The organism is Pseudomonas palmensis, assembly GCF_049942755.1.
Lineage (GTDB): Bacteria > Pseudomonadota > Gammaproteobacteria > Pseudomonadales > Pseudomonadaceae > Aquipseudomonas > Aquipseudomonas palmensis.
In genome coordinates this window covers 3210322-3233785 of record NZ_CP187958.1, presented here as the reverse complement: position 1 = coordinate 3233785, position 23464 = coordinate 3210322, and the positions used below count along the sequence as shown (strand labels likewise).

Annotated in this window: 21 protein-coding genes; 8 read left to right on the top strand and 13 right to left on the bottom strand. The window is 67.1% G+C overall.

Annotated elements, in window-relative coordinates:
* Positions 1–7: 7 nt before the first annotated feature.
* Complete coding sequence (locus ACPRTJ_RS14965; RefSeq protein WP_043860983.1) at positions 8–1561, bottom strand: MFS transporter; 1554 nt, start codon at positions 1559–1561, stop codon at positions 8–10.
* A gap of 191 nt (positions 1562–1752) precedes the next feature.
* Positions 1753–2664, bottom strand: coding sequence for a LysR family transcriptional regulator (locus tag ACPRTJ_RS14960; protein WP_043860982.1), 912 nt, complete (start codon positions 2662–2664; stop codon positions 1753–1755).
* Positions 2665–2834: 170 nt separating this feature from the next.
* On the opposite strand from ACPRTJ_RS14960, the gene ACPRTJ_RS14955 reads away from it, so the two are divergent.
* Both ACPRTJ_RS14955 and ACPRTJ_RS14950 read left to right on the top strand, forming a co-directional pair.
* Positions 2835–3287 carry a universal stress protein gene (locus tag ACPRTJ_RS14955; protein ID WP_043860981.1) on the top strand — a complete coding sequence of 151 codons (453 nt, stop codon included), beginning with the start codon at positions 2835–2837 and terminating at the stop codon, positions 3285–3287.
* Between the two features lie 38 nt (positions 3288–3325).
* Positions 3326–4102: an enoyl-CoA hydratase gene (locus ACPRTJ_RS14950; protein WP_043860980.1), complete on the top strand. Its 777-nt coding sequence runs from the start codon at positions 3326–3328 to the stop codon at positions 4100–4102.
* A 26-nt stretch (positions 4103–4128) separates the two neighbouring features.
* Here ACPRTJ_RS14950 and ACPRTJ_RS14945 read toward each other — a convergent pair whose 3' ends face one another.
* The 4 genes from ACPRTJ_RS14945 to ACPRTJ_RS14930 are packed head-to-tail and all read right to left on the bottom strand — an operon-like array spanning position 4129 to position 8882.
* Positions 4129–4986, bottom strand: coding sequence for an efflux RND transporter periplasmic adaptor subunit (locus tag ACPRTJ_RS14945; protein WP_043860979.1), 858 nt, complete (start codon positions 4984–4986; stop codon positions 4129–4131).
* A gap of 11 nt (positions 4987–4997) precedes the next feature.
* On the bottom strand, positions 4998–5198 hold the full coding sequence (locus ACPRTJ_RS14940; RefSeq protein ID WP_043860978.1) for a DUF1656 domain-containing protein: 201 nt from the start codon (positions 5196–5198) through the stop codon (positions 4998–5000).
* Positions 5188–7374: an FUSC family protein gene (locus ACPRTJ_RS14935; protein WP_054914863.1), complete on the bottom strand. Its 2187-nt coding sequence runs from the start codon at positions 7372–7374 to the stop codon at positions 5188–5190. The genes ACPRTJ_RS14940 and ACPRTJ_RS14935 overlap by 11 nt, the downstream gene beginning before the upstream one ends.
* The gene (locus ACPRTJ_RS14930) at positions 7371–8882 is read right to left on the bottom strand and encodes an efflux transporter outer membrane subunit (protein WP_253086582.1); all 1512 of its coding nucleotides are present in this window, start codon (positions 8880–8882) and stop codon (positions 7371–7373) included. Before ACPRTJ_RS14930 ends, ACPRTJ_RS14935 begins: the two co-directional genes overlap by 4 nt.
* A 186-nt stretch (positions 8883–9068) precedes the next feature.
* On the opposite strand from ACPRTJ_RS14930, the gene ACPRTJ_RS14925 reads away from it, so the two are divergent.
* The gene (locus tag ACPRTJ_RS14925; RefSeq protein WP_043860975.1) at positions 9069–10016 is read left to right on the top strand and encodes a LysR family transcriptional regulator; all 948 of its coding nucleotides are present in this window, start codon (positions 9069–9071) and stop codon (positions 10014–10016) included.
* A 73-nt stretch (positions 10017–10089) separates the two neighbouring features.
* Positions 10090–11061: a 2-hydroxyacid dehydrogenase gene (locus ACPRTJ_RS14920; protein ID WP_054914865.1), complete on the top strand. Its 972-nt coding sequence runs from the start codon at positions 10090–10092 to the stop codon at positions 11059–11061.
* Positions 11062–11098: 37 nt separating this feature from the next.
* Here ACPRTJ_RS14920 and ACPRTJ_RS14915 read toward each other — a convergent pair whose 3' ends face one another.
* Positions 11099–12013, bottom strand: a complete 915-nt coding sequence (locus ACPRTJ_RS14915) for a DMT family transporter (RefSeq protein WP_054914866.1) — start codon at positions 12011–12013, stop codon at positions 11099–11101.
* Positions 12014–12149: 136 nt separating this feature from the next.
* On the opposite strand from ACPRTJ_RS14915, the gene ACPRTJ_RS14910 reads away from it, so the two are divergent.
* Positions 12150–13025 carry a helix-turn-helix domain-containing protein gene (locus ACPRTJ_RS14910; RefSeq protein WP_426427077.1) on the top strand — a complete coding sequence of 292 codons (876 nt, stop codon included), beginning with the start codon at positions 12150–12152 and terminating at the stop codon, positions 13023–13025.
* 65 nt (positions 13026–13090) lie between these two features.
* Here ACPRTJ_RS14910 and ACPRTJ_RS14905 read toward each other — a convergent pair whose 3' ends face one another.
* From ACPRTJ_RS14905 to ACPRTJ_RS14880, 6 genes are all read right to left on the bottom strand, one after another.
* Entirely contained in the window at positions 13091–15505 is a 2415-nt protein-coding gene (locus ACPRTJ_RS14905; protein WP_236176816.1) for a TonB-dependent siderophore receptor, read from the bottom strand.
* Between the two features lie 103 nt (positions 15506–15608).
* Positions 15609–16589: a FecR family protein gene (locus tag ACPRTJ_RS14900; protein ID WP_315405255.1), complete on the bottom strand. Its 981-nt coding sequence runs from the start codon at positions 16587–16589 to the stop codon at positions 15609–15611.
* Entirely contained in the window at positions 16586–17149 is a 564-nt protein-coding gene (locus tag ACPRTJ_RS14895) for an RNA polymerase sigma factor (protein WP_058540851.1), read from the bottom strand. Before ACPRTJ_RS14895 ends, ACPRTJ_RS14900 begins: the two co-directional genes overlap by 4 nt.
* Before the next feature lie 4 nt (positions 17150–17153).
* The gene (locus ACPRTJ_RS14890) at positions 17154–17480 is read right to left on the bottom strand and encodes a DUF3325 domain-containing protein (protein ID WP_426427076.1); all 327 of its coding nucleotides are present in this window, start codon (positions 17478–17480) and stop codon (positions 17154–17156) included.
* Complete coding sequence (locus ACPRTJ_RS14885; RefSeq protein WP_426427075.1) at positions 17480–19057, bottom strand: PepSY-associated TM helix domain-containing protein; 1578 nt, start codon at positions 19055–19057, stop codon at positions 17480–17482. The genes ACPRTJ_RS14890 and ACPRTJ_RS14885 overlap by 1 nt, the downstream gene beginning before the upstream one ends.
* Positions 19054–19359, bottom strand: coding sequence for a DUF3649 domain-containing protein (locus ACPRTJ_RS14880; protein ID WP_043859706.1), 306 nt, complete (start codon positions 19357–19359; stop codon positions 19054–19056). The genes ACPRTJ_RS14885 and ACPRTJ_RS14880 overlap by 4 nt, the downstream gene beginning before the upstream one ends.
* A gap of 201 nt (positions 19360–19560) precedes the next feature.
* Here ACPRTJ_RS14880 and ACPRTJ_RS14875 point away from each other — a divergent pair, with 201 nt between their 5' ends.
* The 3 genes from ACPRTJ_RS14875 to fecA all read left to right on the top strand — a co-directional run bounded on the left by ACPRTJ_RS14875 (position 19561) and on the right by fecA (position 23407).
* The gene (locus tag ACPRTJ_RS14875; protein WP_088515558.1) at positions 19561–20061 is read left to right on the top strand and encodes a sigma-70 family RNA polymerase sigma factor; all 501 of its coding nucleotides are present in this window, start codon (positions 19561–19563) and stop codon (positions 20059–20061) included.
* A complete protein-coding gene (locus ACPRTJ_RS14870; protein WP_426427074.1) occupies positions 20058–20987 on the top strand; it encodes a FecR domain-containing protein in 930 nt (309 codons plus the stop codon). The genes ACPRTJ_RS14875 and ACPRTJ_RS14870 overlap by 4 nt, the downstream gene beginning before the upstream one ends.
* Positions 20988–21076: 89 nt before the next feature.
* Positions 21077–23407: a TonB-dependent Fe(3+) dicitrate receptor FecA gene (gene fecA, locus ACPRTJ_RS14865; protein WP_426427073.1), complete on the top strand. Its 2331-nt coding sequence runs from the start codon at positions 21077–21079 to the stop codon at positions 23405–23407.
* Positions 23408–23464 lie beyond the last annotated feature (57 nt).

Sequence of the window (23464 nt, the reverse complement as noted above, 5' to 3'; positions counted from 1 at the left end):
GACGGGACTAGGCCACTGCACGCGGCGGGTAGATCCGGGTAGGCACAAAGGGAATCAGCACGATCAGCGCCAGTGCCAGCAGCGCCATGCACAGGTAAAGGTCGGCCGAGGTCAGCACCACGGCCTGCTCATGGATGCGCCTGGCCAACCCCGGCGCATCGCTGGCGGCCAGCGGCGAGTTGCCCAGGTTGTCCACCAGCATGTTGGAGTGGAAATGCCGGCGCACCGTGGTCAGGGCCTCCAGCACCCCGGCGGCCACCACCGAAGCCAGGCCCTTGATGGTGTTGAACCAGGCCGAGGCGAACGGGCCGTCCTGCGGGGTCATGCCGCCGGTGGCGAGCATCAGCAGCGGGATCACCGCCATCGGCTGGCCGAAGATCTGGAACAGTTGCAGCACATAGAAGTTTTCGCGCACCCACTGCGAGGTGATCTGCGTGCCGCCCAGGCATGACATGGCGAGCATGCCCAGGCCGATGGCCAGCACCCAGCGGCAGTCCACCGCGCGGATGTTGCACAGCGCCGCGGTCAGCGGCAGCGCCAGCAGTTGCGGCAGCGCCACCAGCAGCATCACCGGGCCGCTGTGCACGGGCCGATAGCCCTGGACCTGGGCCAGGTAGTTGGTGGGGATGATGATCACGGCCGACAGCACCACCAGCACCCCGCCCAGGGTGATCAGGGCGTGGGTCAGGTTGCGGTTGCGCAGCATCTGCAGCTTGAAGAACGGCAGCGGGTGCGACCATTCGTTGATCATGAACAGCACCAGCAGCACCACCCCGCCGCCCAGCAGCCAGCAGATCAGCGGCGAGTTGAACCAGCCCATGCGGTCGCCCTGGGACAGGCCGATCACGATCGAGCAGATGGCCGGCAGCCCCAGCAACAGGCCGCGCCAGTCGAACTGCTTGAAGCGCTCCAGGCGCAACGGGTCCTGCGGCAGGCCCCAGGCCACGCAGCCCATGGCCACCAGCGAGGGCAGGATGATCTGCCAGAACGCCCACTGCCAGCCGACATACTCGGTCCACATGCCCGCCAGCGGCAGGCCCAGGCTCGGCCCGAAGGTTGCGGTCAGGGCGTAGCCGGCCAGGCCGTAGAGCTTGATGCCGGGGGGCAGAAAGCGCAGCGCCACGCTCATCAGCATCGGCGGCAGCGCGCCCCCGGCAAGGCCTTGCAGGGTGCGCAGCAGCATCAGGCTTTCGAGGTTGGGTGCAAACGGGCAGAGCAGCCCCAGTACGGCAAAGGCGCCGATGGCACACAGGGTGAAGCGGCGCAGCGAGAAGGTCACCGAGCACCAGGGCGCAAAGGCCATGGCCGACACCGAGGTGGCCGAGTACAGCGCCACCAGCCAGGCCCCTTCGTCGGCGCCGATGTGCATCCCGCCACGGATGTCGGCCAGGGCCATCTTGGTGACCATCTCGTTGAGGCCGGCGCACAGCACCGCCAGCAGCACGCCGACCAGGCCCACCACGATACGCAGGCCGAAGGCAGCCGGGGCGGCCGGTTTGGCAGGCGCCGCGGCGGGCGCCGGGGTGGCCCCCAAGGGCGCCTGGGCCGCCAGCGACGTCATGGCCGGCCCCCGCCCACAGGCGCTGAAGCACGGCAGAAAAAAGGCACACACATGGCAGGAGGACTCCGGGTAGTTAAGTACCCGGCAAGTCTATGGAGGCCAATAGATGACGAAAACTGACATATTCGCAGTTTATTGCTGCGTCAAACGCAATCCACAAAAGCCGTCGATAACGCGTGCCTGCCCCGGGCTCAGGCGTAGTGCCTGGAGCAGCATTCCTTGAGGGTCTGGCGCAACCAGCGGTGGGCGGGGTCGTTGTCGAAGCGCGGGTGCCAGGCCTGCATGATGGTTACCGCCTCCAGCGCCATCGGGATGCGGAACGAGCGCAGCGGCAGGCCGAGCCGGGCCACGCTCATCAGCACGTGCTCGGGTAGCGCCAGCAGCAACTCGGAGTCGGGCAGCGAGAACATCGCCGAATGAAAGCTCGGGGTGATCAGCGCCACGCGCCGCTGCAGGCCCATGCCGGCCAGCGCCGCATCGATCGGGCCGGCGGCGCGGCCACGGCGCGACACGCTGATCTGCTCGTAGCCGGCGAAGCGCTCGGGGGTGATCTCGTCATCGAAGATCGGGTGATCGACCCGCGCCAGGCCGACGAAGGTGGTGGAGAACAGGCTCTGCACCTTGATCTCGGGGCCGAGGTTGCGCGTGGCACTGATGTACAGGTCCAGGCGCCCGTCGCGCAGTGCGGCGTCCTCGTCGCCGCCCTCGCCTTCGGGCACGAAGCGCAGCACCGTGTGCGGCGCCTGTTCGCGCATGGTTTCCAGCAGGGGCGCGGCAAAGGGCGCGATGAATACATCGTTGGCGCGCAGGTTGAAGGCCCGTTCCAGGCTCTGCAGGTCGACCTCGTCACTGGAACTGAACACCTGGTTGGCCTGCTCCACCACGCTGCGCACCTGACTGCGCAGGGCCATGGCCTTGGGCGTGGGCACCAGGCCGCGGCCGGCGCGCACCAGAATCGGGTCACCCACCGCATGGCGAATGCGCGTCAGGGTACGGCTCATGGCCGCGGGGCTCAGGTTCATCCGCCGCGCCGCGCCGACCACACTGCCTTCATCGAGCAGCGCATCCAGCGCGACCAGCAAATTCATATCTGGAAAGTGCATGGCAAGCATCCATTCATTGCTTCGTTGAGTCCGGGGCAAAGCTTAACAGTTTCCGCCGCGCTCACAGCCCCTGCATGTGGCGCAACTAGTCATTGCACGCTGCACCATTTACCGCGCCGCATGCTTTTTTCAAGAATGCTGCTCTTTGCACAGTGAGTGGACCCTGCCCCATGTACAGCGTCGTTTTGATCGCCATCGATGGCTCGCCACGCAGCCACGGCATCCTGGAAACCGTCAGCACGTTCTGCGAGCAGACCCGTCATCGCCTGCATGTGCTGCTGGCGGTCGACCGTGCCTACGCACTGCCCGAACAGGACGGCCACATCAGCCCGCAGGACGAAACCGAATACCCGGCGGCCAGCCATGAACAGCAGGTGGCCGACATGAGCATGCTGCAGGCGGTGACCCACCTGCGCGAACGCGGCTTCCAGACCGAAGGCAACCTGGTCAATGGCGACCCGGTGTCGAGCATCGTCGCCGAGGCCAAGCGCCTGGGCAGCGACCTGATCGTGATGGGCCACCGCCACCTGTCGCGGCTGGACCGCATGTTCGACCCCTCGATCAGCAGCAAAGTCATCGACAAGGCCGGTTGCCCGGTACTGGTCGATGCGCGTCATCTCTGACGCCCCCTTGCACTCACCCCTTGAACGAGACTACACGGATGAAACTCGATTACCTGCTGCTGGAACAGATTGACGCGGTGGCGCTGATTCGCCTCAACCGGCCGCTGTCGCTCAATGCCCTGTGCGCCGAACTGGCGGCGGAGCTGGCCGGCGTGCTCGACCGCCTGGAACAGGACCGCAGCGTGCGCGCCGTGGTGCTGACCGGCACCGACACGGTGTTCGCCGCCGGGGCCGACATAATGGCCATGCGCAACCGCAACTACATCGACGTGTACACCAGCGACTTCGTGACCGTGGACTGGGAGCGCCTGGCCAGCTTTCGCAAGCCGGTGATCGCCGCGGTGGCCGGCTACGCACTGGGCGGTGGCTGCGAGATGGCGCTGATGTGCGACTTCATCATCGCCGCCGAGAGCGCGCGCTTCGGCCAGCCGGAAATCAAGCTGGGGACCATCCCCGGTGCCGGCGGCAGCCAGCGCCTGGCGCACTTCATCGGCAAGGCCAAGGCCATGGACATGGTGCTCACCGGGCGCACCCTGGACGCCCACGAAGCCGAGCGCTGCGGCCTGGTGAGCCGGGTGGTGAGCGACGCGGCGCTGCTCAACGAAGCCTTGCGTGTCGCGGCGCGGATCGCCGGCTACTCCGGGCCGGTAGCGATGATGGCCAAGGAGGCGGTGAACGGCGCCTTCGAAACCACCTTGAGCGAAGGCGTGCGCCAGGAGCGCCGGCTGTTTCATTCCACCTTCGCCATCGAGGACCAGAAGGAAGGCATGGCCGCCTTCGCCGAGAAGCGCGAGCCGCAGTTCATGCACCGCTGAACGTTCGCCATGGCAGCGGCACGCGCTCAATCGCGCGGCTTGACCACCACCGTGCAGGTGGTGCCCGCTGCCAGCAGGAAGCCTTCGGGCACCTCGTCGATGTGGATGCGCACCGGTACCCGCTGGGCCAGGCGCACCCAGTTGAAGGTGGGGTTGACGTCGGCGATCAGCTCGCGGCTTTCAGGGTTGTCGCGGTCATAGATGCCGCGCGAGATGCTCTCCACATGCCCCTTGAGCACCTCGCCGCTCATCATCTGCAGGTCGGCCTGATCGCCCACCTTCACGTGCGGCAGCTTGGTCTCCTCGAAGAAGCCGTAGACCCAGAACGAGTCCTTGTCGACCACCGCCATCTTCGGCTCACCGGTGCGCGCATAGTCGCCGCGGTGCACGTTGAGGTTGGTCACGTAGCCGTCCACCGTGGCCAGGATGCGCGTGCGCTTGAGGTCCAGCTCTGCCGCCGCCAGCTGCGCCTGGGCCTGCTGGTAGTCAGCCAGGGCCGAGTTGGCGATGTTGCTGGCGTCGTCGCGGTTCTCCCTCGAGATCACCAGGTTGTCCATGTCGGCACGCCGGTGCGCATTGACCTTGCGCATCTCCCAGGTGGCCTTGCGCGAGGCTACCAGCGCCTGCGCCTGCCTGACCGCCACCTCGTAGTGCTCGGGGTCGATCTGGATCAGCAGGTCGCCCTTCTTCACCAGCTGGTTGTCGCGCACCGGCACGTCCACCACATACCCGGGCACGTCGGCGGCCACGTTGATGATGTCGGCGCGTACCCGCCCGTCGCGGGTCCAGGGCGTGTTCATGTACTGCACCCACAATTGCCGGCCGATCGCCACGGCAGCTGCCAGTACCAGCAAGGTGGCGATCAGGCTGAAAAACTTTTTCATCGACTAGGGTCTCAACGGTAGACGGTCAGCGCCATGGCGCCAAAGAGGCAAATGAACAGGCACAGGCGCAGCAGCGCCGGGTGCCAGAAAAAACGGTAGCCGTCATGCCCGGCAATGAACCGGTCCAGCCCCCAGGCAAGCCCTGCGGCGAACAGGAACATCAAGGTCATGGTGGGCATGTACAGGCCGTGGAAGGCGATTTCACGGGGCATCGGGCAGTCCTTGCGTCGCGGGCAGGTGGGCCAGCGGCGATTGTGGGTCGAGCAGCGAGGTACGGATGAAGTGCAGGTAGCTCTGCACCCGGCGCAGGGCCGAGGTGTCGAAGTGCCGGGCAAAAGGTTCGTCGGTGGCCTGCACGCGGCTGATCGCATGGTCCACTGCCACCAGCGCACGCTCGTGATTGCTGGCGGTGGGCTGCAGGAACAGCCGCGCCAGCGCCCGGCCCATCACGCGGATGGCCTGGCGCCAGGGCTGGGACTCGGCATAGCACGGGTGCACCGGGAGTATCGCCTGTTCCTTGCGCAGCTCGATGATCGCGTGGCCCACCTCCAGCACCACGAACATCCAGCGCAGCAGCTTGCTCTGCACCTGGGGCTGGCCCACGGCCAGGCCATAGGCCTGGTGCAGCAGGTCACGGGTGCGGCTCTCGAACGCCGAGCCCAGCCCGCGCAGGCGCCCGCTGATGGCGAACAGCACCTGGCCGCGCAGGTCCTGCTCCAGGCGGCTCCACAGCCAGCGGCTGTTGGGCGGCAGGATGATCGCCCCGGCCGCCGCGCACACCAGCATGCCGATGACCATGGCGATGTAGTCGTTGACGAAGGTGTAGGGGTTGTAGACGGTGAGGTTGTCGGGCACCGAGCCGGTCGAGAAGAAGATCAGCAGGCCCAGGCCATAACCGGCGTAGGCCGGGCGCGAGGCCAGGAACGCGCCCACCACGAACACCGGCGCCAGCACCATGCACAGCAGCGGGAAGCCGTCGATCCAGGGGAACACGAAGAAGGTTTCGAAGAACCCCACCAGCGCGCCGAACAGGGTGCCGCAGGCCATCTGGAACGACATGCGCTTGGGGTTGGGGGTGGCCGCCGACAGGCCCACGGTGGCCGCCGCGATCAGGGTCATCATGGCCCCGCTGGGCCACGCCGTGGCCAGCCAGAAGCTGCCCAGCACCAGCAGGATGAACGCGGCCCGCACGCCGGCGGCCAGCGACACCAGCCAGTTGGTCTGGGCCACGTAGGGTTCGTCCCATTGCTCACGGGCGTGGCTATGCTCGGCCAGCGAGGCGTGGGTCTGGGCATAGCTGTGCAGGTCGTCGACGAAGCGGTACAGCAGTTCGTAGGCGGTGTGAAAGTCGAGCAGGTCGGCGTCGCTGGGCGCGGTGTCGAGGTAGGCGGCGCGCAGGCTGCGTACCCGCTCGGGCAGGTCGTCCTTGTAGGCGGCCAGTTGCTCGGCCAGGCGTGCGGCATCGGCGTGGGTCAGCGAGCGCCCGGCATAGCCGTCGAGCAGGTTGGCCAGAGCATCGAGGCCCGGCTCGATGGCCGTGACGATCTGCAGCGGGCCGCGCTGGCGCAGGCGCTCGAGCAGTTGGTGCAGGGCGTTGAAGCGCGTGGTGATGGCCATGAACTCGCTGTTCATGCGGCCCAGGCGGCCGTTGCGCCGGCGCATGTGCGGGTCTTCGAAGGCGGTCACGCTGCGCAGGCTTTCCAGGCCCACCGCCTCGGCGATGAAGCGCACGTTGCTGCTTTCGAAGCGGTCGCGCTGGCTGTCGCCGCGCAGGCCTTCGGCGACGAAGCCGGCGAACACGCCAAAGCGCTGGTACAGGGCGTTGCGCATCGAGGCACTGGCCGACTGCGGCAGGATCGCGGCGCTGACCAGGGTCGACACCAGGATGCCCAGGGAGATCTCCAGCACCCGCCACACTGCCGCCATGAATGCACCGTCGGGGTGCTGCAGGGCCGGCAGGCCGACCATGGCCGCGGTGTAGCCGGCCAGCACGAAGCCATAGGCGCGAAAGTTGCGGTAGCGCATCGCCCCCGCCGAGCAGATGCCCACCCAGATCGCCAGGCTGGGCAGGAACAGCTCGGTGTTCTGCGGGAAGATCGCGATCAGCGCGACCATCACCGACGAACCGGCCAGGGTGCCGAGCAGGCGGTAGAAGCTCTTGGCGAACACGTGGCCGCTCTGCAACTGCATCACGATGAACACGGTGATCATCGCGGTGCGCGGCTGCGGCAGCTCCAGTCGCATGGCCAGCCACAGGGTGAGAAACGCCGCGCTCAGCACCTTGAAGATGTACACCCAGGTGACGCCGTCGCTACGCGCCCATTCGAAGAAGCCGCGACGCCATTCAAGTGATGCCAGCCAGCGAAACGGCAGGGTCATGGCGCTCATTTGTCGAACACCGCCAGGGTGCGCGGGGTGGCCGGTGCGTCCTGCTTATCCGGCGTCGGCACATCGTTGCCGGCGCCCAGCCCACCGCCCAGGGCGGTGACCAGTTCGGCATGCGCGGTCAGGCGCGCGGCCTGCACCTGCTGCTGGATCTGCTGCTGGCGAAACAGCAGGGTCTGCGCATTGAGCACGTTGAGGTAGTCGGTGAGGCCGCGCTGGAACGCGATCATGGCGATGTCGTAGGTCTTCTGCGCCGAGGCCACCGACTCGGCGGCAAAGTGCTGCTGCTCGTCCATCGAGTGGCGGCGGATCAACTGGTCGGACACCCCCTTGAGGGCCTCGACCACGGTCTGGTTGTAGCGCGCCACGGCGATGTCGTAGCCGGCCGAGGCCACGCCCAGTTGCGAGCGCAGGCGGCCACCGTCGAACACCGGCAGGCTGATGGCCGGGCCGACGTTGTAGTTGAACTTGCGCCCGGTGAGAAACTCCAGCGCACCGCCGCCGGTGGCCATGAAGCCGAGCCCGCCGACCAGGTCGACGTTGGGGAAGAAGCCGGCATGCGCCACATCGATACCGCGCGCCTGGGCCGCCACCTGCCAGCGGCTGGCAACCACGTCGGGACGCTGCCCCACCAGCTCGGCAGGCAGCGCCGACGGCAGCTTGAGTGCGGTGGCCAACGAGAGATTCGGCCGCTGCAACTGCGCGCCCTCGCCCGGGCCCTTGCCGGCCAGCGCGGCCAGCTGGTTGCGCGCCAGGGCGATTTCTTCATCGAGGCTGTCGAGCTGGCGATGGGTTTCGGGCAGCGGCGTCTGCGCCTGGCTGACCTCGAAATGGGTGCCGATGCCGCCGGCCAGGCGCCGTTCGGCCAGGGCCAGGATCTGCTCCTGCTGGGCCAGCTCGGCCTTGACGATGTCGCGCTGGGCAAAGTGCAGCGACAGCTGGATGTACACCTTGACGATGTTGTTCTGCAGTTCAAGCTGCGCCTGGCGCGCCTGGGCCACGCTCATGTGGGCCATGTCCACGGCCTGCTCGCTGGCATTGCGCTCGCGGCCCCACAGGTCCAGCGCATAGCTCAGCCCCAGGGTGGCATTGTTGTCCCAGGTGTTGGCACCGGACAGCGCGCCAGGGCCATAGAACTGATCTTCGGGCCAGTTGTGGCGCTTGAGGCTGGACTGGCCGTTGACCTGCAGTTTTTCGTCGGCCTCGATCACCCCGGCCATGGCCCTGGCTTCACGCACGCGGGCAGCGGCCATGGCCATGGTCGGGCTGCCCTGGAGCGCCAGGGCGATCCAGCGCGCCAGTTGTGGGTCGCCATAGGCTTGCCACCATTGCTGGTCGGGCCAGTGGGCATCCTGCGCGGCTGCTCGGATGGCCGCGTCGGTGGTCAGGGTATTGGCTTGCAGCGTCTTGCTTTGCGGGGCGATGCCCCAGGTTCCGATACAGCCGCTCAAGGTCAAGCTAAAGGCACAGACACTGAGCGCATTCAGCGCTCTGATGATGCGACGCGGCACAGCTGCGAGTTCCCGACTAGAAGGTGGATGACGCTAGGTGACGCAATTCTAGGGGGCCGCCGCACTGGCGATAAGCGTGCTTTACTGCGAATCTTTGTTACGAAAACCGCGATAATCCGGCTTTAGTCTGAAGACTGCTTTGGTTACTTCATGTCACAATTCTGTCGTCTTCCTTGAGAGCGCCCCATGGACACCCTGCAAAACATGCGTGCTTTCAGTTGCGTCGCGCAAGTCGGCAGTTTCACCGCCGCTGCCGTGCAACTGGATACGACCACCGCGAACGTGTCGCGGGCGGTTTCCAATCTTGAAGCGCACCTGCAAACCCGCCTGCTCAACCGCACCACCCGGCGCATCGCACTGACCGAAGCGGGCAAGCGCTACCTGATGCGCTGCGAGCAGATCCTCACCTACGTGGAGGAAGCCGAGGCCGAGGCCAGCGACGCGCATGCGCGCCCGGCCGGGCAACTGAAGGTGCACTCGATGACCGGCGTGGGCCAGCATTTCGTCATCGATGCCATCGCCCGCTACCGCGAAACGCACCCCGACGTGACCTTCGACCTGACCATGGCCAACCGCGTGCCCGACCTGCTGGACGAGGGCTACGACGTGTCCATCGTGCTCGCCAGCGAGCTGCCGGACTCGGGTTTCGTGTCGCAGCGCCTGGGCATCACCTACAGCATCGTGTGCGCCTCGCCCGAATACGTGAAGCGCCACGGCGTGGCGCACAAGCCGGCCGACCTGCTCAAGCACGCCTGCCTGCGCATGGTGAGCCCGGTGATCCCGCTGGAAAAATGGCTGTTCGACGGCCCCGAGGGCCAGGAGGTGGTGAACATCACCCAGGCGCCCTTCCAGGTGAACTCGGCCGATGCCATGAAGGCGGCGATCCGCAGCGGCATGGGCGTGGGCGTGCTGCCGATCTACTCGGCCATCGACGGCCTGCGCGACGGCAGCCTGGTACGGGTGATGCCCGAGTACCGCCTGCAGGAGCTGAACCTGTACGCGATCTACCCTTCGCGCCAGTACCTGGATGCGAAGATCAAGACCTGGGTCGAGTACCTGCGCAACTCGCTGCCGGAGATCCTCGCGGCCCACGAGGCCGACCTCAAGACCCACGAGCTGCTCATCGCCACCTGAAATCTTGCTGCACAGGGGCGGCGGAGAATGATAGCGTGCTACCCATTCTCCCCTGCCCGCAGCGAGTTCGCCGATGAAAAAGACCGTACTGGCCTTCAGCCGCATCACCGCCCCGATGGTCGAGCGTCTGCAGCAAGACTTCAACGTGATCGTGCCCAACCCCAAGCTGGGCGACATCAATGCCCAGTTCAACGAAGCGCTGCCCCAGGCCCACGGCCTGATCGGGGTGGGGCGCAAGCTGGGCGAAGCGCAGCTGCACAACGCTGAGCAGCTGCAGGTGGTATCGAGCGTGTCGGTGGGTTACGACAACTACGACCTGGCCTACTTCAACCAGCGCGGCATCGCCCTGACCAACACCCCTGACGTCCTCACCGAAAGCACCGCCGACCTCGGCTTTGCGCTGATCATGAGCGCGGCGCGGCGGGTGGCCGAGCTGGACGCCTGGACCAAGGCCGGCGAATGGAAAGCCACCGTGGGCCCGGCACACTTTGGCAGCGACGTGCATGGCAAGACGCTGGGCATCGTCGGGCTGGGCAACATCGGCGCGGCGATTGCGCGGCGTGGCCGGTTCGGCTTCAACATGCCGGTGATCTACAGCGGCAACAGCCGCAAGACCGCGCTGGAGCAGGAACTGGGCGCGCAGTACCGCAGCCTGGATCAACTGCTGGCCGAAGCCGACTTCGTGTGCCTGGTGGTGCCGTTGGGGGCCAACACCAGGCACCTGATTGGCGAGCGCGAACTGAAGCTGATGAAGCCCAGTGCGTTTCTGGTCAACGTGTCGCGAGGGCCGGTGGTGGATGAGGCGGCGCTGGTGGCGGCGTTGCAGCAGGGCACGATTCGCGGTGCAGGGCTGGATGTGTACGAGAAGGAGCCGCTGAGCGATTCGCCGCTGTTCCAGCTGGCCAATGCGGTGACCTTGCCGCATGTGGGCTCGGCTACGGCCGAAACCCGCGAGGCGATGGCCAACCGTGCCATCGACAACCTGCGCGCGGCACTGCTGGGCGAGCGCCCGCGCGACCTGGTGAACCCGCAGGTGTGGAAGTAAGGCTGCCATTCGCCAGCAAGGCGGGCTCCTGCAAGGGTTACGCGGCCCTGGTAGGCGCCGGCCTTGCCGGCGAAGGCGTCACCACCCGCCCCTTCCTGAACACCAGCACATTGCCCAGCATCACCAGCACCAGCCCGCCCAGCGCCGGCGCTGTCCACTGGTACCCCTCGTAGAACGCCGACACGTTCAGCGCCACCAGCGGGAACAGCACCGTGCAGTACGCCGCACGCTCCGGCCCCATGCGCCCCACCAGCGTCAGGTACGCGGTAAAGCCGATCACCGACCCCGGGATCACCAGGTACAGCAGCGACCCCACATACCGCACATTCCATTCCATCGCGAACGGAATACCGCTGACCACGCAGTACAGCGCCAGCATTCCGGCCCCGTAGAGCATGCCCCAGGCATTGGTGGTCATCGGCCGCAAGCCGGCCTTCTGCTGCAGGCTCGAGAGCATGTTGCCCGCCGAGAAACACAGCGTACCCAGCAACGCCAGGCCCAGGCCGATCAGGGTTTCGCGGCTGGCCGCATGCCCGGCCAGCTCCGGCCAGAACAGCAGCCCCAACCCGCCCAGCCCCAGCGCGCCACCCGCCAGCACGTTGGCCGCCACCTGCTGCCCGAAGAACACCCGCGCATTGAGTGCGTTCCATAGCGTGGCGGTGGAGAACACCACCGCGATCAGGCCGCTGGGAATCCACTGGCTGGCCGTCAGAAAGCACATGAAGTTCACGCAGAACAGGCACAGCCCCTGCGCCAGGCAGATCAGGTGCCCGCGCCGGTTCATCACTTGCAGGCGCCGCCCGATCAACAGCACGGCAAACAGCACCAGCGCCGCCAGGGCAAAGCGATAGACGATGGACACCGGGATGGCCACCACCCCCAGCTGCAGTTTCAGGGCGATCCAGGTGGTGCCCCAGATCAGCACGGTCAGCAGGTACAACGACAGGTTCATGGCATGCACTCCTCACGACAGCCTGCAGTGTCCGGCGCGGGCCGCCCCGTGCGCTTGCACAAACTTGCGGTTTTTTGCTGGGCGGGGCTGTCAGGCCCGGTGGCCGCGAGTAGGATGGCCGACAGAGGTAGACCCCATGACGCCGCTGGACCAGTTGCAAGTCTTTCAAGCCATGCACGCCTCGCCCAATGCCCGCCTGGAACACAGTGCGCAGCTTGGCGACGAGCTGGTCGCAGCCCTGTGGAACAACCGCCACGACGCCCGCGACTACGAAGCGCCCAGCCACCACACGCTGTCGTGCTATATCGCCGGCGGCACCGGCACCTTTCGCCGGGATCGCCCCGCCGCCAAGGGCGGGCCCGGCAAGCTGTGCATCCTGCCGGCCGAGCACGCCTCGAACTGGGTGATCAATGGCAGCATCCGCCTGGCGCACCTGTACATCAGCCAGGCGCAGTTCGCCCTGGCCTGCACCCGCCTGCTGGACCGCGAACCGCGCGAGGTGCAACTGCACGAAGCGACCTTCATCGACGACCCGGAGCAGGCGCTGCGCTTTGGCCGGCTGATCGAGCTGAACTGGGACGAGCCCAGCGAGCGCCTGCTGACCAGCAGCCTGGCCCACGAGATTCTCGACCATGCGGTGCTCAACCAGGTGGGGCTGCGTCGGGGGCTGCGCCTGAAGGGCGGGTTGGCGACGCATCAGCGCCGGCACCTGGCCGACTACATCGAGGCACACCTGGAGCAGGCGATCAGCCTGGGTGAGCTGGCGTTGCTGTGCAACCTGTCGCACTACCACTTTGCACGGATGTTCCGCGCAAGCTTCGGCCTGCCGCCGCACCAGTACCTGCTGGCGCGGCGCCTGGCCCGGGCACGCCAGCTGCTGCGCTGTGGCGACGGGGCGTTGGGCGAGGTGGCATTGGCGTGCGGGTTTGCCAGTGCCAGCCATTTCAGCAATCGCTTCAGGCAGGTGGTGGGGGCCACGCCGGGGGATTATCGGTTGGCCATGCGCCGCTGATCGCGGGTCAAGCCCGCTCCCACAGGGCCCCCACCGCCCTCACGGTGGGTGTTCTTCCTGTGCTCTCAGAACTCCAGCGTACTCGACAGGCTCACCTGCCGCGAATCCCCCACTGCCACGAAGTAACGGTTTACCGCCGAGCTGTAGTAGGTCTTGTCGAACAGGTTCTTCACGTTCAGCTGAAAGCGCACCTTGTGCTCATCCAGCCGGGTTTCATAACTGGCGAACGCATCCGCCACGGTGTACGCCGGCAGGTCGAAATCGTTCTCCGCGTTGCCGGCCCGCTCGCCCACATAGCGCGCCCCGGCGCCGACCCGCAGGCGATCACCACCGAACAGGCTGCCCACGTCATACACCGCCGACAACGACCCGGTATGCCGCGCCACGTTCTGCAGGCGGTTGCCCTTGAGCTTGGGGTCCTGGGACACTTGGGCGTCGGTGAAGGCATAGCTGCCGATCAGGCTCCAGCGCTCGCTCACCTGCCCGGTGAGGTCCATCTCCAGGCCGCGCGACTTCACTTCGCCGGCGCTGCTGTACAGGGTGTCGCCGGTGGCCGTGTCGAAATTGGCCACCAGCACGTTCTGCTTGGTGATGTCGAACAACGCCACGCTGCCGGTGATCGCCCCCGGCAGGTCGAGCTTGGCCCCCAGCTCCCACGACTTGCCCTCTTCGGGGGCAATCGAGGAATCCAGCACCAGGCCACCGGTCATCGGCGCGATGCTGGAGTTGGGCTTGAACGACTCGGTGTAGCTGCCATAGAACGACAGCGTGTCGTCGACCTTGTACACCAGCCCCGCACGCGGCACCCAGGCCTGGCCGCTGTTGTCGGTGTTGGCCTTGAACGGCCGGCCGCGACCGGCGTACTGGTCGAACTGCTGATAGCGCGCACCGGCCACCAGAATCCAGTGCTCGTCGAGGTGGATCGAGTCCTGGAAGAACAACGAGTTGCTACGCAGCTTGTCGGTCTGGTCGCTGTCGCTGTCGCGCACGGCGGTGCCGGGCTGGACCTGGCCGTACACCGGGTTCAGGTAATCGAAGGTGTTGCGGGCGCCGCGAATCAGGTCGGCACGAAACACCTTGCGGTACTCGTCATCCACCCCCACCAGCACGTCGTGCTGCATGCCTGCCAGTTGCAGCTTGCCGTCCAGGCTGACGGTGGCGAAGCGGTCGCTGCTCAGGGCGCCACGGGTGCCGTCCAGGTTGCGCGTGAGGGCGCCCTTGGCAGGGTCAACCGCGGTGACGCGCACCTGGCTGGCATCGTAGGTTTCGCGGTTGAAGCTGTAGCCGAAGTGGAGTTTCCAGTCATCGGCAAGCTGATGGTCGACCTCCAGGCGGTACAGGTCCGAGCGCCCTTCCATGTTGTTGAAGGGCTCGTCCAGCCGACGTGTGCTGGGGATGTTCAGCGGGTGGTTGGTGCGCGGGTCGATGGCCGTGCCGCGGTCGAACGGGTACAGGAACTCGCGGTGCTCATAGGCCAGCTGCACCTGGGTGTCTTCACCGAACCAGGCCAGCGACGGCGCCACCAGCGTCTCGCGGTGGGTGCCGAAGTTGCGCCAGTAGTCTTCGTCCTCGTGGTCGAGCACCAGGCGGTAGGCGAAGTTGCTGTCGCCCAGCGCGCCGGTACTGTCGAGCCCGCCGCCGCTGCCGTTCTTGCCGCTGCCATAGCTGGAGCCGCGCAGGTTCACCGCGTTGTAGCGCTGCAGTTGCGGGCGCTTGCTGACCACGTTGATCACCCCGCCCGGGTCCTGGATGCCGTACAGCAGCGAGGCCGGGCCCTTGAGCACTTCGACCCGCTCGGTGCTGGCATTGAGGCTGCGCCCCTGCACCAGCGGCATGCCGTCACGCATGATCGAGCCGTCGCGGTTGTCGCCGAAGCCGCGCTTCATCACGGTGTCGGCGGTGGCGCCGAAGTTGTTGCCCTGGGTGATGCCGCTGACGTTGCTCAGCGCATCGTCGAGGTTGCGCGGCGCCTGGTCGGCGAGCACCTGGGCCGGCACCACGTTGATGGCCTGGGGGATCTCCAGGTTCGGCACCTGGCTGCGCATGATCGCGCTGGTGGCCGGCGGCTGGTAGCTGCCGACGCTGTCCTGCTGGGACGAGACCGTGGTGGGCTCGAGGTTGAGTGCACCGGCCTGGGCCAGCGGTTCGACGGTGAGGGTGCGCGCATTCACGCGGCGATAGGTGAAGCCGCTGTTGCCCAGCAGGCGCTGCAGGGCCTGCTCGGCACTGAACGTGCCCGTCAGGGCCGGCGCGGCAAGGCCGGGCAGCTCGACGGTGTAGACCACGCTCAACCCGGTGACCCGGCTGAAGTCGTTGAGCGCCTGGGGCAAGGGTTTGCTGGGCTGGGCAAAGCGGTACACCTGCTCGACCTGCTGCGCCGCCACCGCCTGGCTCACGCCCGCCCCCAGCGGCAGCCACGCTGCCGCCCCAAGCCCGATTGAAACGCAACGCACCAATGATGATTTTGCCCTGAACTTCATGCCGTCGACCTGTGAGTGAACCTGTTTCATGCGAATGAATCGCACTTTCAATCACTACACGGTTGCCGCACGTACTTACCTCACCGGGCCGTGAAAATATTTTTCAGCGCAGCAGCGTGACCCGCCCGAGCAGGGTCTTGCGCTGGAAGCCGGCCACCGCCCCCAGGGCGTCCAGCGCCGCCAGCGGGTCGGCGGCGGGGAAGCTGCCGCTGACCTTGCGCGCCGCCAGGGCGTCGTCCAGCAGCACGATGCGCCCGGGGTAATGCCGCGCCAGGTCGTCGACCACCTGCGCCAGCGGCGCCTGGTAGTAGTTGAGCCAGCCCTCGCGCCAGGCCAGGCGGTTCTCGCTGTCCACGCCCTGCACTGCACCGGCCAGGCCCTGGGCGTACTCCACCTGCTGGCCGGCCGTGAGCACCTGCTGCGCCTGCCCCGGCGCCGGCGTGACCCCGACCTTGCCCGACAGCACGGTAACGGTGGTGCCCTGGGGCTGGCGACGCACCTCGAACCGGGTACCCATCACCCGCACCTCGCCGCCATCGGCCTGCACGGTGAACGGCGCACCGGTATGCGTGACCTCAAAGAACACCGCGCCGCGCCGCACCTGCACGCGACGCTGCCCACCGCTGAAGTCCACGTCGATGGCGCTGTCGGCATCCAGCAGCAGGTGCGACTGGTCGGCCAGGGTCACGGCCTTGAGCTCGCCCACCGCGGCCACGTAATCGGCGCCCAGGTCATCGACCCAGTTGGCCGGGTGCCAGCCCGCCCCCATCGCCACGCCCAGCACCACGCTGGCAGCCAGAGCCAACCCGGCCACACGGGCCGGCCAACGGCGCCGGGGCCGGTCCATCGCGCGTAGGTAGGCGTCCAGTGCCGGGGCGTCTTCGGCGGCCAGGCGTGCTGCAGGCGCGGCGGTCTGCTGCCACAGCGCCTGGGCCTGGCGCCAGGCCTGCGGGTGCGCAGGGTCGGCCAGCAACCAGCGCTTGAACGCGGCGCCCTCGGCACGCGCGGGCTGCTGGTTGATCTGGCCGAGCCAGGCGAGCGCGGCCTGCTGCTGTTCGGCGGTAGGTGGGGCTGGAGCGTTCATCGCGGGGCATTCCCTGGCTTGCGGGGCACGGCAGGCTCGGCGGCGATACTCGCCTTGCAGGCCTCGAGGGCACGCATCATATGTTTTTCCACGGCGCTTTGGGACAGGCCCATGGCCCGCGCAATGTCGGCATAGGTGCGGCCGTGGATACGGTTGAGCAGGAAGATCTGGCGGGTGCGCTCGGGCAGCTCGCGCAGGGCAGCCTCGATCCGACGCAGGTCGCTGTCGGCCTCCAGCGCGGCCTCGGGCTCGCTGGCATGGCTGTCTTGATGCGGCGCCAGCAGGCTGTCGTTGACCCGCTCGCGGGCGCCTTGGCTGCGCAAGTGGTCGATGGCGATATTGCCGGCGCAGCGCAGCAGGTAGGTGTCCAGCGCCTCGACCTCGACCTGCGGGCGACGCCAGAAGCGCAGGAACAGTTCCTGCACCAGGTCGGCGGCGGTGGCCCGACAGCCCACGCGGCGGCTAACCAGGCGCTCCATGCGCGCACGCTGGGCCACGAACACCTGCACGAAACGTGCGCGGCCCGGGGCGTCGTCGTGGCTGTCGAGCGGCTCGCTCATCGTTTCAGTACGGCGCCAGCAGTGCCAGCGGCGCCAGCACCAGGCTGGCCGCGGCCAGGCCCAGCAGCAGGCGCGGGGCGTAGGGAAGGACGAACACCCACGCGCACAAGCCGCCCATCACTACCGCGCTCAGCTCCAACAGGCCCATGGCCCAGCCGCTGTGACGTACCGCCAGCCCCAGTGCCACGGCAATCAGCAACCAGCCGCCCATGCGCAGGCCACGCAGGCGGCGGGGCGTGGGCTTGTGCCCCAGCAGGTCGGTGTAATGGCGCTCCATGGCCAGGCACAACGCCGCCACTGCGGCAAAGCCGAACAACGCGATGGCCAGCATCACTGCACCTCGCTTTCGATCAGCGGTGCGGCCCTGGGCGTGCGTGCCGCGCGCTTGGGCGCCAACACCTGCGGGCGCAGCATCTTGCGCGCCATCCAGGCCAGCAGCAGGCCACAGCCCAGCGCGGTGAGGTCGAACCCGGCAATCATCCAGTCGCCCTGGGCGATCGCAGGCAGCAGGCCGGTGCCGGTGGTCAGGGCGTTGAGCACCGGCAAGGCGGCGAACAGTACCGCGCCCAGCAGCAGTTGCTCGCCCCAGGCGCGGCGCCCGGGGCGCAACAGTGCGTGCAGCAGGGCCAGGTCCCAGACGGCAAAGAAGCTGTCGACCTCAAGATCGGCACGTCCTTCAAGGGCCACCGGCAACAGGCGGTTGGCCCAGAAGAACGCCGCCACGGCGAGGATCAGCCCGCTCATGCTGGCGATGTTGAGCACCTCGACCAGACGCAGTTCGAAGGGCTGGGTGCCACTCTTGGCGTGCTTGAGCTGGCGCTTGCCCAGCCACATCACCAGCCCCGTGCCGATCACGGCAGTGCCGGCCAGGCCGAACACGAAGTACAGCCAGCGCAGCGTCGGGCCGGCGAAGTGGCCCATGTGCAGGCCGTACATGCCGGCGGCAATCACCAACGGTGTGCTCTGCTCGCCCGGGGCCTTGAGCGGGGTGCCCTGCACGCCGTCGAACAGCCAGCCGGCGCCGCGGTTCTGGGCGATGCCCTCGTTGCCGGCACGCACCAGGCGCACCCGTGCGTTGAGGTCACCGGGGTTCTGCACCTCGACCCAGCTGATCTCGCTGCCGGGCGCCTGCTGGCGCGCCTGGGCATACAGCTGCGCCAGCGGCACCAGCGGTGCCGGGGTGCCCGCCGGCTTGACCGGCTCGTCGCGCGAAAACAGCTCGTTGTAATAGGCCTGGAGGTTGTCGCCATACATCGTGCTGATGCTGGCCGGCATCACCATGGCCATGAAGATCACCAGGCTGCTGTAGCTGATCATCAGGTGGAACGGCAGCACCAGCACGCCGATCGCGTTGTGGCCGTCGAGCCAGGAACGCTGGCCCTTGCCGGGGCGGAAGGTGAAGAACTCCTTGAAGATCTTCTTGTGGGTGATGATGCCGGTGACCAGCCCCACCAGCATCATCAGCGCGCAGAAGGTCGACAGCCAGCGGCCCCACGGGTAGGGCATCTGCAACTGGAAGTGGAAGCGGTAGAAGAACTCGCCGCCGCTGCTGTCGCGCGGGTGCAGTTGATTGCCGGTGGCGGGGTCGAGGATCTTTTCGTTGAAATCGCGCCGGCCGGCGCCGGGTGCACGCCAGCCCACGCGCAGGGTCGGGTCGCGTGCTTCGGGCAACTGGATGAACCAGCTGCCGGCATCGGCGGCGTTGGTTTGCAGGTAGCGCTGCGCCAGGCTCAGGCTGGCGGTGGTGTCGAGGGTGCGGTACGGGATCTCCGGCTGGGTCCAGTGGCTGATTTCGTTCTTGAAGTACGACAGCGTGCCGGTGAGGAAGATCGCGAACAGCAGCCAGCCGAAGATCAGCCCGGCCCAGGTGTGCAGCCAGGCCATGGCCTGGCGAAAGCCTTCTTTCATGGGGTTTGCATCCAGTAGGCCAGGCCGTTGATGGCGGCCAGCGCGGCGCCGGGCAGCAGCACCCCGAGCCAGGCATGCCAGGCGCTGCGACAGGCGAAGCACCAGAGGATCGCCACCAGGTAGAACAGAAACGACAGCATCATGCCGGTGACGACCGCGTCGGCCTTGGGCATGGGCAGCAACAAGGTGATGCACACGCTGGCCATGGCCGCCAGCAGGTAACCGCCGAGCAGCGCCGCGAGGCTGCGCGAGGTCACGGCCAGGCGATAACTGAAGGGCAGCCCGGCGGCTTTGCTTTTCATGACAGCGGGTCCAGTGTGAGGAGGGGCGTAATATTAATGATTAATATTCGCAGATGCAAAGACACCGCTTCAACCGGCCATGAAGAAGCAGATCGGTGGTATGGCCGCTTGCAGCGGGTGACTTGAAGCCTGTGGCGTCAAATCCTACAATGCGAACAATTCTTATTCTTTTGCGCATCCCCCGGCGCCGGAGTTGTCACGGTGCCCAGTGCCCAGCCCGCCCCTGCTTCGCTCGAAGGCCTCTACAGCGCCCATCACAACTGGCTCACCGGCTGGCTGCGACAGCGCCTGGGCTGCCCGCACAGCGCCGCCGACCTGGCCCAGGACACCTTCATGCGCCTGCTGCAGGCGCGCGAAACACCAACGCTCAACGAACCTCGCGCCTTCCTCACCACGGTGGCCAAGCGCGTGCTGTTCAACCACTACCGCCGCCAGGACCTGGAACGCGCCTACTACCAGGCACTGGCCCAGCTACCCGAAGCGGTGGCGCCTTGCGAAGAACATCGCGCGATCATTCTGGAAACCCTGATCGAACTCGACCGGCTGCTCGACGGCCTGCCCGTGGTGGTCAAGCGCGCCTTCCTGATGGCCCAGGTCGACGGCCTGGGCTACGCCGACATCGCCCGGGAGCTGGGCATTTCGCTGGCCACCGTGAAGCGCCATCTGAACAAGGCGGCCATGCGCTGCTACTTCGCCCTGTGAACGCCCAGGAATTCTCGCCAAAGGTGGCAGAACAGGCGGTGCACTGGCTGATCGAACTGCAGGGCGGTGCCCTCGACAGCCGCCAGCAACTGGCCATGGAGCGCTGGCTGCAGGCCAGCGAAGAACACCGTCGCGCCTGGGAGCACATACAGCGGGTCAATCAGCGCCTGCGCGGGCTGTCTTCGCCACTGGCGCACGCCGCCCTGCAGGCGCCACGCTCGGCCAGCCGGCGGCGCGCGCTCAAGGCGCTGTTGCTGCTCGGGGTGGGCGGCGCCTGCGGGCTGGCCCTGCAGCAGCACAACCCGCTGCCGCCCCTGCTGGCCGACTACCGCAGCCCGCTGGGCCAGCGCCGCCAGATGCGCCTGGACGACGGCACGCACCTGCACCTGAACACCGCCAGCGCCGCCGACGTGCGCCTGGACCGCGAACAGCGGCTGATCCACCTGCTCGAAGGCGAACTGCTGCTCAATGTGGCCGACGACCCCCGCCCCCTGCGCGTGGTGACCGGCAACGGCCTGCTGCAACTGTCGAGCGGGCGCTTCAACGTGCGCCAGTGGGCCGACCACAGCCAGGTGGCGGTGCTGCAGGGCCGGGCGATGCTTGCCGGGCATGCGCTTGAAGCCGGGAAGCAGGCGCGTTTCGACGGGCCACGCTGGGGCGCCACCCATGCGGTGGATGCCAACACCGGCGCCTGGGTCGACGGCATGCTGGTGGCTGCGCATACGCGCCTGGGGGACTTCATCGACGACCTGGCCCGCTACCGTCGCGGCCAGCTCACGTGCGATTCGGCGGTGGCCGACCTGCTGCTGTCGGGCAGCTACCCGCTGGCCGACAGCGAACGCATTCTGGACCTGCTGGAGGTGTCGCTGCCGGTGCGCGTGCGGCGCTTCACCCGCTACTGGGTCACGGTAGAAGCCCGCGCCTGAGATTATTTTCAGAACCTTGAGCCGTTTTTTCATCTCGCGTGACAGAGAAGGCAGAACCCTTTGCCCCGACCTTCTCAAGGACCCTTTGCATGCCGCTTCGCCTAAGCCCCCTCGCCCATGCCCTGCTGCTGGGCGCCAGCCTCACCTTCGGCGCCGTTGCGCCCCTGCACGCCGCCCAGGCACGCACCTACCACATCGCCCCGATGTCGCTGGAAGACGCCCTGAACCAGTTCGGGCGTGAAAGCGGCGTGCTGATCTCGTTCGGCTCGCAGGTGACCCAGGGCGTGAAAAGCCGTGGCCTGGAAGGCGAGTATTCCACTGCACAGGGCCTGGCCGCGCTGCTTGAAGGCACCGGCCTGCAGGCCCGCGCCGAAGGCGACAACGCCTACAGCCTGCAACCGCTGGCCCCGGCCGCCGGCGCGCCGCTGGAGCTGGGCAGCTCCAGCGTGGTCGGCGACTGGCTGGGTGAAGCCACCCAGGACAACGTGTTCGAACACCCCGGCGCGCGGGACGTGATCCGCCGTGAAGAGTTCGAACGCACCGGCGCCAGCAGCGCACGGGAAGTGCTCAACCGCATACCCGGGGTGAATGCGCCGGAAAACAACGGCACCGGCAGCCACGACATGGCGCTGAACTTCGGCATCCGCGGGCTCAACCCGCGCCTGGCCTCGCGCTCCACGGTGCTGATGGACGGCATTCCGGTGCCGTTCGCGCCCTATGGCCAGCCACAGCTGTCGTTCGCGCCGATCAGCCTGGGCAACATGGACGCGGTGGACGTGGTACGCGGCGGCGGCGCCGTGCGCTACGGGCCGCAGAACGTGGGCGGCATCGTCAACTTCGTGACCCGCGCGATCCCTGACGAACCCACGCTGAAGGCCGGCCTGCAGACCCAGACCAGCCCCTCCTCCAGCCACGACGGTTTCAAGAGCAGCGCCAACCTGCTGGCCGGCGGCACCGCCGACAACGGCCTGGGCGGCGCGATCCTGTATTCGGGCACCCACGGTGGCGACTGGCGCGAGCACAGCGACACGCAGATCGACGACCTGATCCTCAAGGGCAAGCTGCAACTGGACGAGGCCAACAGCCTGCATGCCATGGCGCAGTACTACGAGGGCGAGGCGCAGATGCCCGGCGGCCTCAACGTGGCCGACTACGACGCCGACCCGTACCAGTCGACCCGCCTGCAGGACAAGTTCTGGGGCCGGCGCACGATGTTCAACGCCGGTTACGACTACAAGGAAGGCGAGCGCCAGTTCAGCGTCAACAGCTTCTTCACCAAGACCCTGCGCAGTGGCTACCTGGTGCAGAACAGGTCGATCTCGCTGTCGCCGCGCGAGTACTGGGTGCGCGGCATCGAAACCCGTTTCACCCAGGGCTTTGCGCTGGGCGACAGCCACCACGAGGTGGGCCTTGGCTACCGCTACATCAACGAGGCCGGGCACGAGCTGCGCTACATGGAGAGCGTCAGCGCCGGCCAGTTGCCGACCACCTCCAGCCCCAACGACCGCGACACCCGTGGCGGCACCGATGCCCATGCGCTGTTTCTGGATGACCGCATCGACATCGGCCAGTGGACCATCACCCCGGGTATCCGCTACGAGATGATCAAGTCGCAGCAGAGCAACAAGCTCAAGGGCCTGGAATACAAGGGCGACTACAACACCGCGTTGCCGGCGCTGAACGTGATGTACCACCTGAGCGACAGCTGGAACCTCTACGCCAACACCGAGGGTTCGTTCGGCAGCGTGCAGTACAGCCAGATGCCCAACCGCGTGAACCAGGGTGAAGTGAAGCCCGAGAAGGCCCGCACCTGGGAGCTGGGCACGCGCTACGACAACGGCAACCTGCAGGCCGAGGCCGGGCTGTTCCTGATCAATTTCGACAACCAGTACGAAAGCAACCAGACCACCGACGACGTGATCGCCCGTGGTGAAACCCGCCACCAGGGCCTGGAAACGAGCGTGAAGTACGCGCTGGACGGCCTCACGCCGGCGCTGGCCGGGTTCGATGTGTACGCCAGCTATGCCTTCGTTGACGCGACCATCCGCGAAGATGGGCCGAACAAGGGCAATCGTGTGCCGTTCTCCTCCAGGCACAAGGGTACGCTGGGGCTGGGTTACACCGATGGGCCGTGGAAGCTGAACCTGGACAGCACCTACCAGAGCAGCCAGTTCGCCGACAACGCCAACACCTCGGCCCAAAGCGCAGACGGCGCGGCCGGGCGCATCCCGGGCTACATGCTGTTCAGCAGCCGCGCCGGCTATGACTTCGGGCCGCAGCTGTCGAACCTGAACGTGGCGGTGGGGGTGAAGAACATCTTCAACCACCAGTACTTCACGCGCTCGTTCGACGACAACAACAAGGGCAAGTATGTGGGTGAGCCACGGACGGTCTATCTGCAGACATCGGTCGCTTTCTGATCGGTAGCGCCTGCTTCGCCGGCAAGGCCGGCTCCTACAGGAGCGCACCTTGCCGGG

Excerpts from the sequence above, each read along its gene's own strand:
- ACPRTJ_RS14940 (WP_043860978.1), bottom strand. The coding sequence starts at position 5,198 with ATGCCCCGTGAAATCGCCTTCCACGGCCTGTACATGCCCACCATGACC.
- ACPRTJ_RS14905 (WP_236176816.1), bottom strand. The coding sequence starts at position 15,505 with ATGAAGTTCAGGGCAAAATCATCATTGGTGCGTTGCGTTTCAATCGGG.
- ACPRTJ_RS14920 (WP_054914865.1), top strand. The coding sequence starts at position 10,090 with ATGAAAAAGACCGTACTGGCCTTCAGCCGCATCACCGCCCCGATGGTC.
- fecA (WP_426427073.1), top strand. The coding sequence starts at position 21,077 with ATGCCGCTTCGCCTAAGCCCCCTCGCCCATGCCCTGCTGCTGGGCGCC.
- ACPRTJ_RS14910 (WP_426427077.1), top strand. The coding sequence starts at position 12,150 with ATGACGCCGCTGGACCAGTTGCAAGTCTTTCAAGCCATGCACGCCTCG.
- ACPRTJ_RS14925 (WP_043860975.1), top strand. The coding sequence starts at position 9,069 with ATGGACACCCTGCAAAACATGCGTGCTTTCAGTTGCGTCGCGCAAGTC.
- ACPRTJ_RS14880 (WP_043859706.1), bottom strand. The coding sequence starts at position 19,359 with ATGAAAAGCAAAGCCGCCGGGCTGCCCTTCAGTTATCGCCTGGCCGTG.
- ACPRTJ_RS14935 (WP_054914863.1), bottom strand. The coding sequence starts at position 7,374 with ATGAGCGCCATGACCCTGCCGTTTCGCTGGCTGGCATCACTTGAATGG.
- ACPRTJ_RS14945 (WP_043860979.1), bottom strand. The coding sequence starts at position 4,986 with ATGAAAAAGTTTTTCAGCCTGATCGCCACCTTGCTGGTACTGGCAGCT.
- ACPRTJ_RS14965 (WP_043860983.1), bottom strand. The coding sequence starts at position 1,561 with ATGACGTCGCTGGCGGCCCAGGCGCCCTTGGGGGCCACCCCGGCGCCC.
- ACPRTJ_RS14960 (WP_043860982.1), bottom strand. The coding sequence starts at position 2,664 with ATGCACTTTCCAGATATGAATTTGCTGGTCGCGCTGGATGCGCTGCTC.
- ACPRTJ_RS14895 (WP_058540851.1), bottom strand. The coding sequence starts at position 17,149 with ATGAGCGAGCCGCTCGACAGCCACGACGACGCCCCGGGCCGCGCACGT.
- ACPRTJ_RS14955 (WP_043860981.1), top strand. The coding sequence starts at position 2,835 with ATGTACAGCGTCGTTTTGATCGCCATCGATGGCTCGCCACGCAGCCAC.
- ACPRTJ_RS14950 (WP_043860980.1), top strand. The coding sequence starts at position 3,326 with ATGAAACTCGATTACCTGCTGCTGGAACAGATTGACGCGGTGGCGCTG.
- ACPRTJ_RS14900 (WP_315405255.1), bottom strand. The coding sequence starts at position 16,589 with ATGAACGCTCCAGCCCCACCTACCGCCGAACAGCAGCAGGCCGCGCTC.
- ACPRTJ_RS14890 (WP_426427076.1), bottom strand. The coding sequence starts at position 17,480 with ATGCTGGCCATCGCGTTGTTCGGCTTTGCCGCAGTGGCGGCGTTGTGC.
- ACPRTJ_RS14885 (WP_426427075.1), bottom strand. The coding sequence starts at position 19,057 with ATGAAAGAAGGCTTTCGCCAGGCCATGGCCTGGCTGCACACCTGGGCC.
- ACPRTJ_RS14915 (WP_054914866.1), bottom strand. The coding sequence starts at position 12,013 with ATGAACCTGTCGTTGTACCTGCTGACCGTGCTGATCTGGGGCACCACC.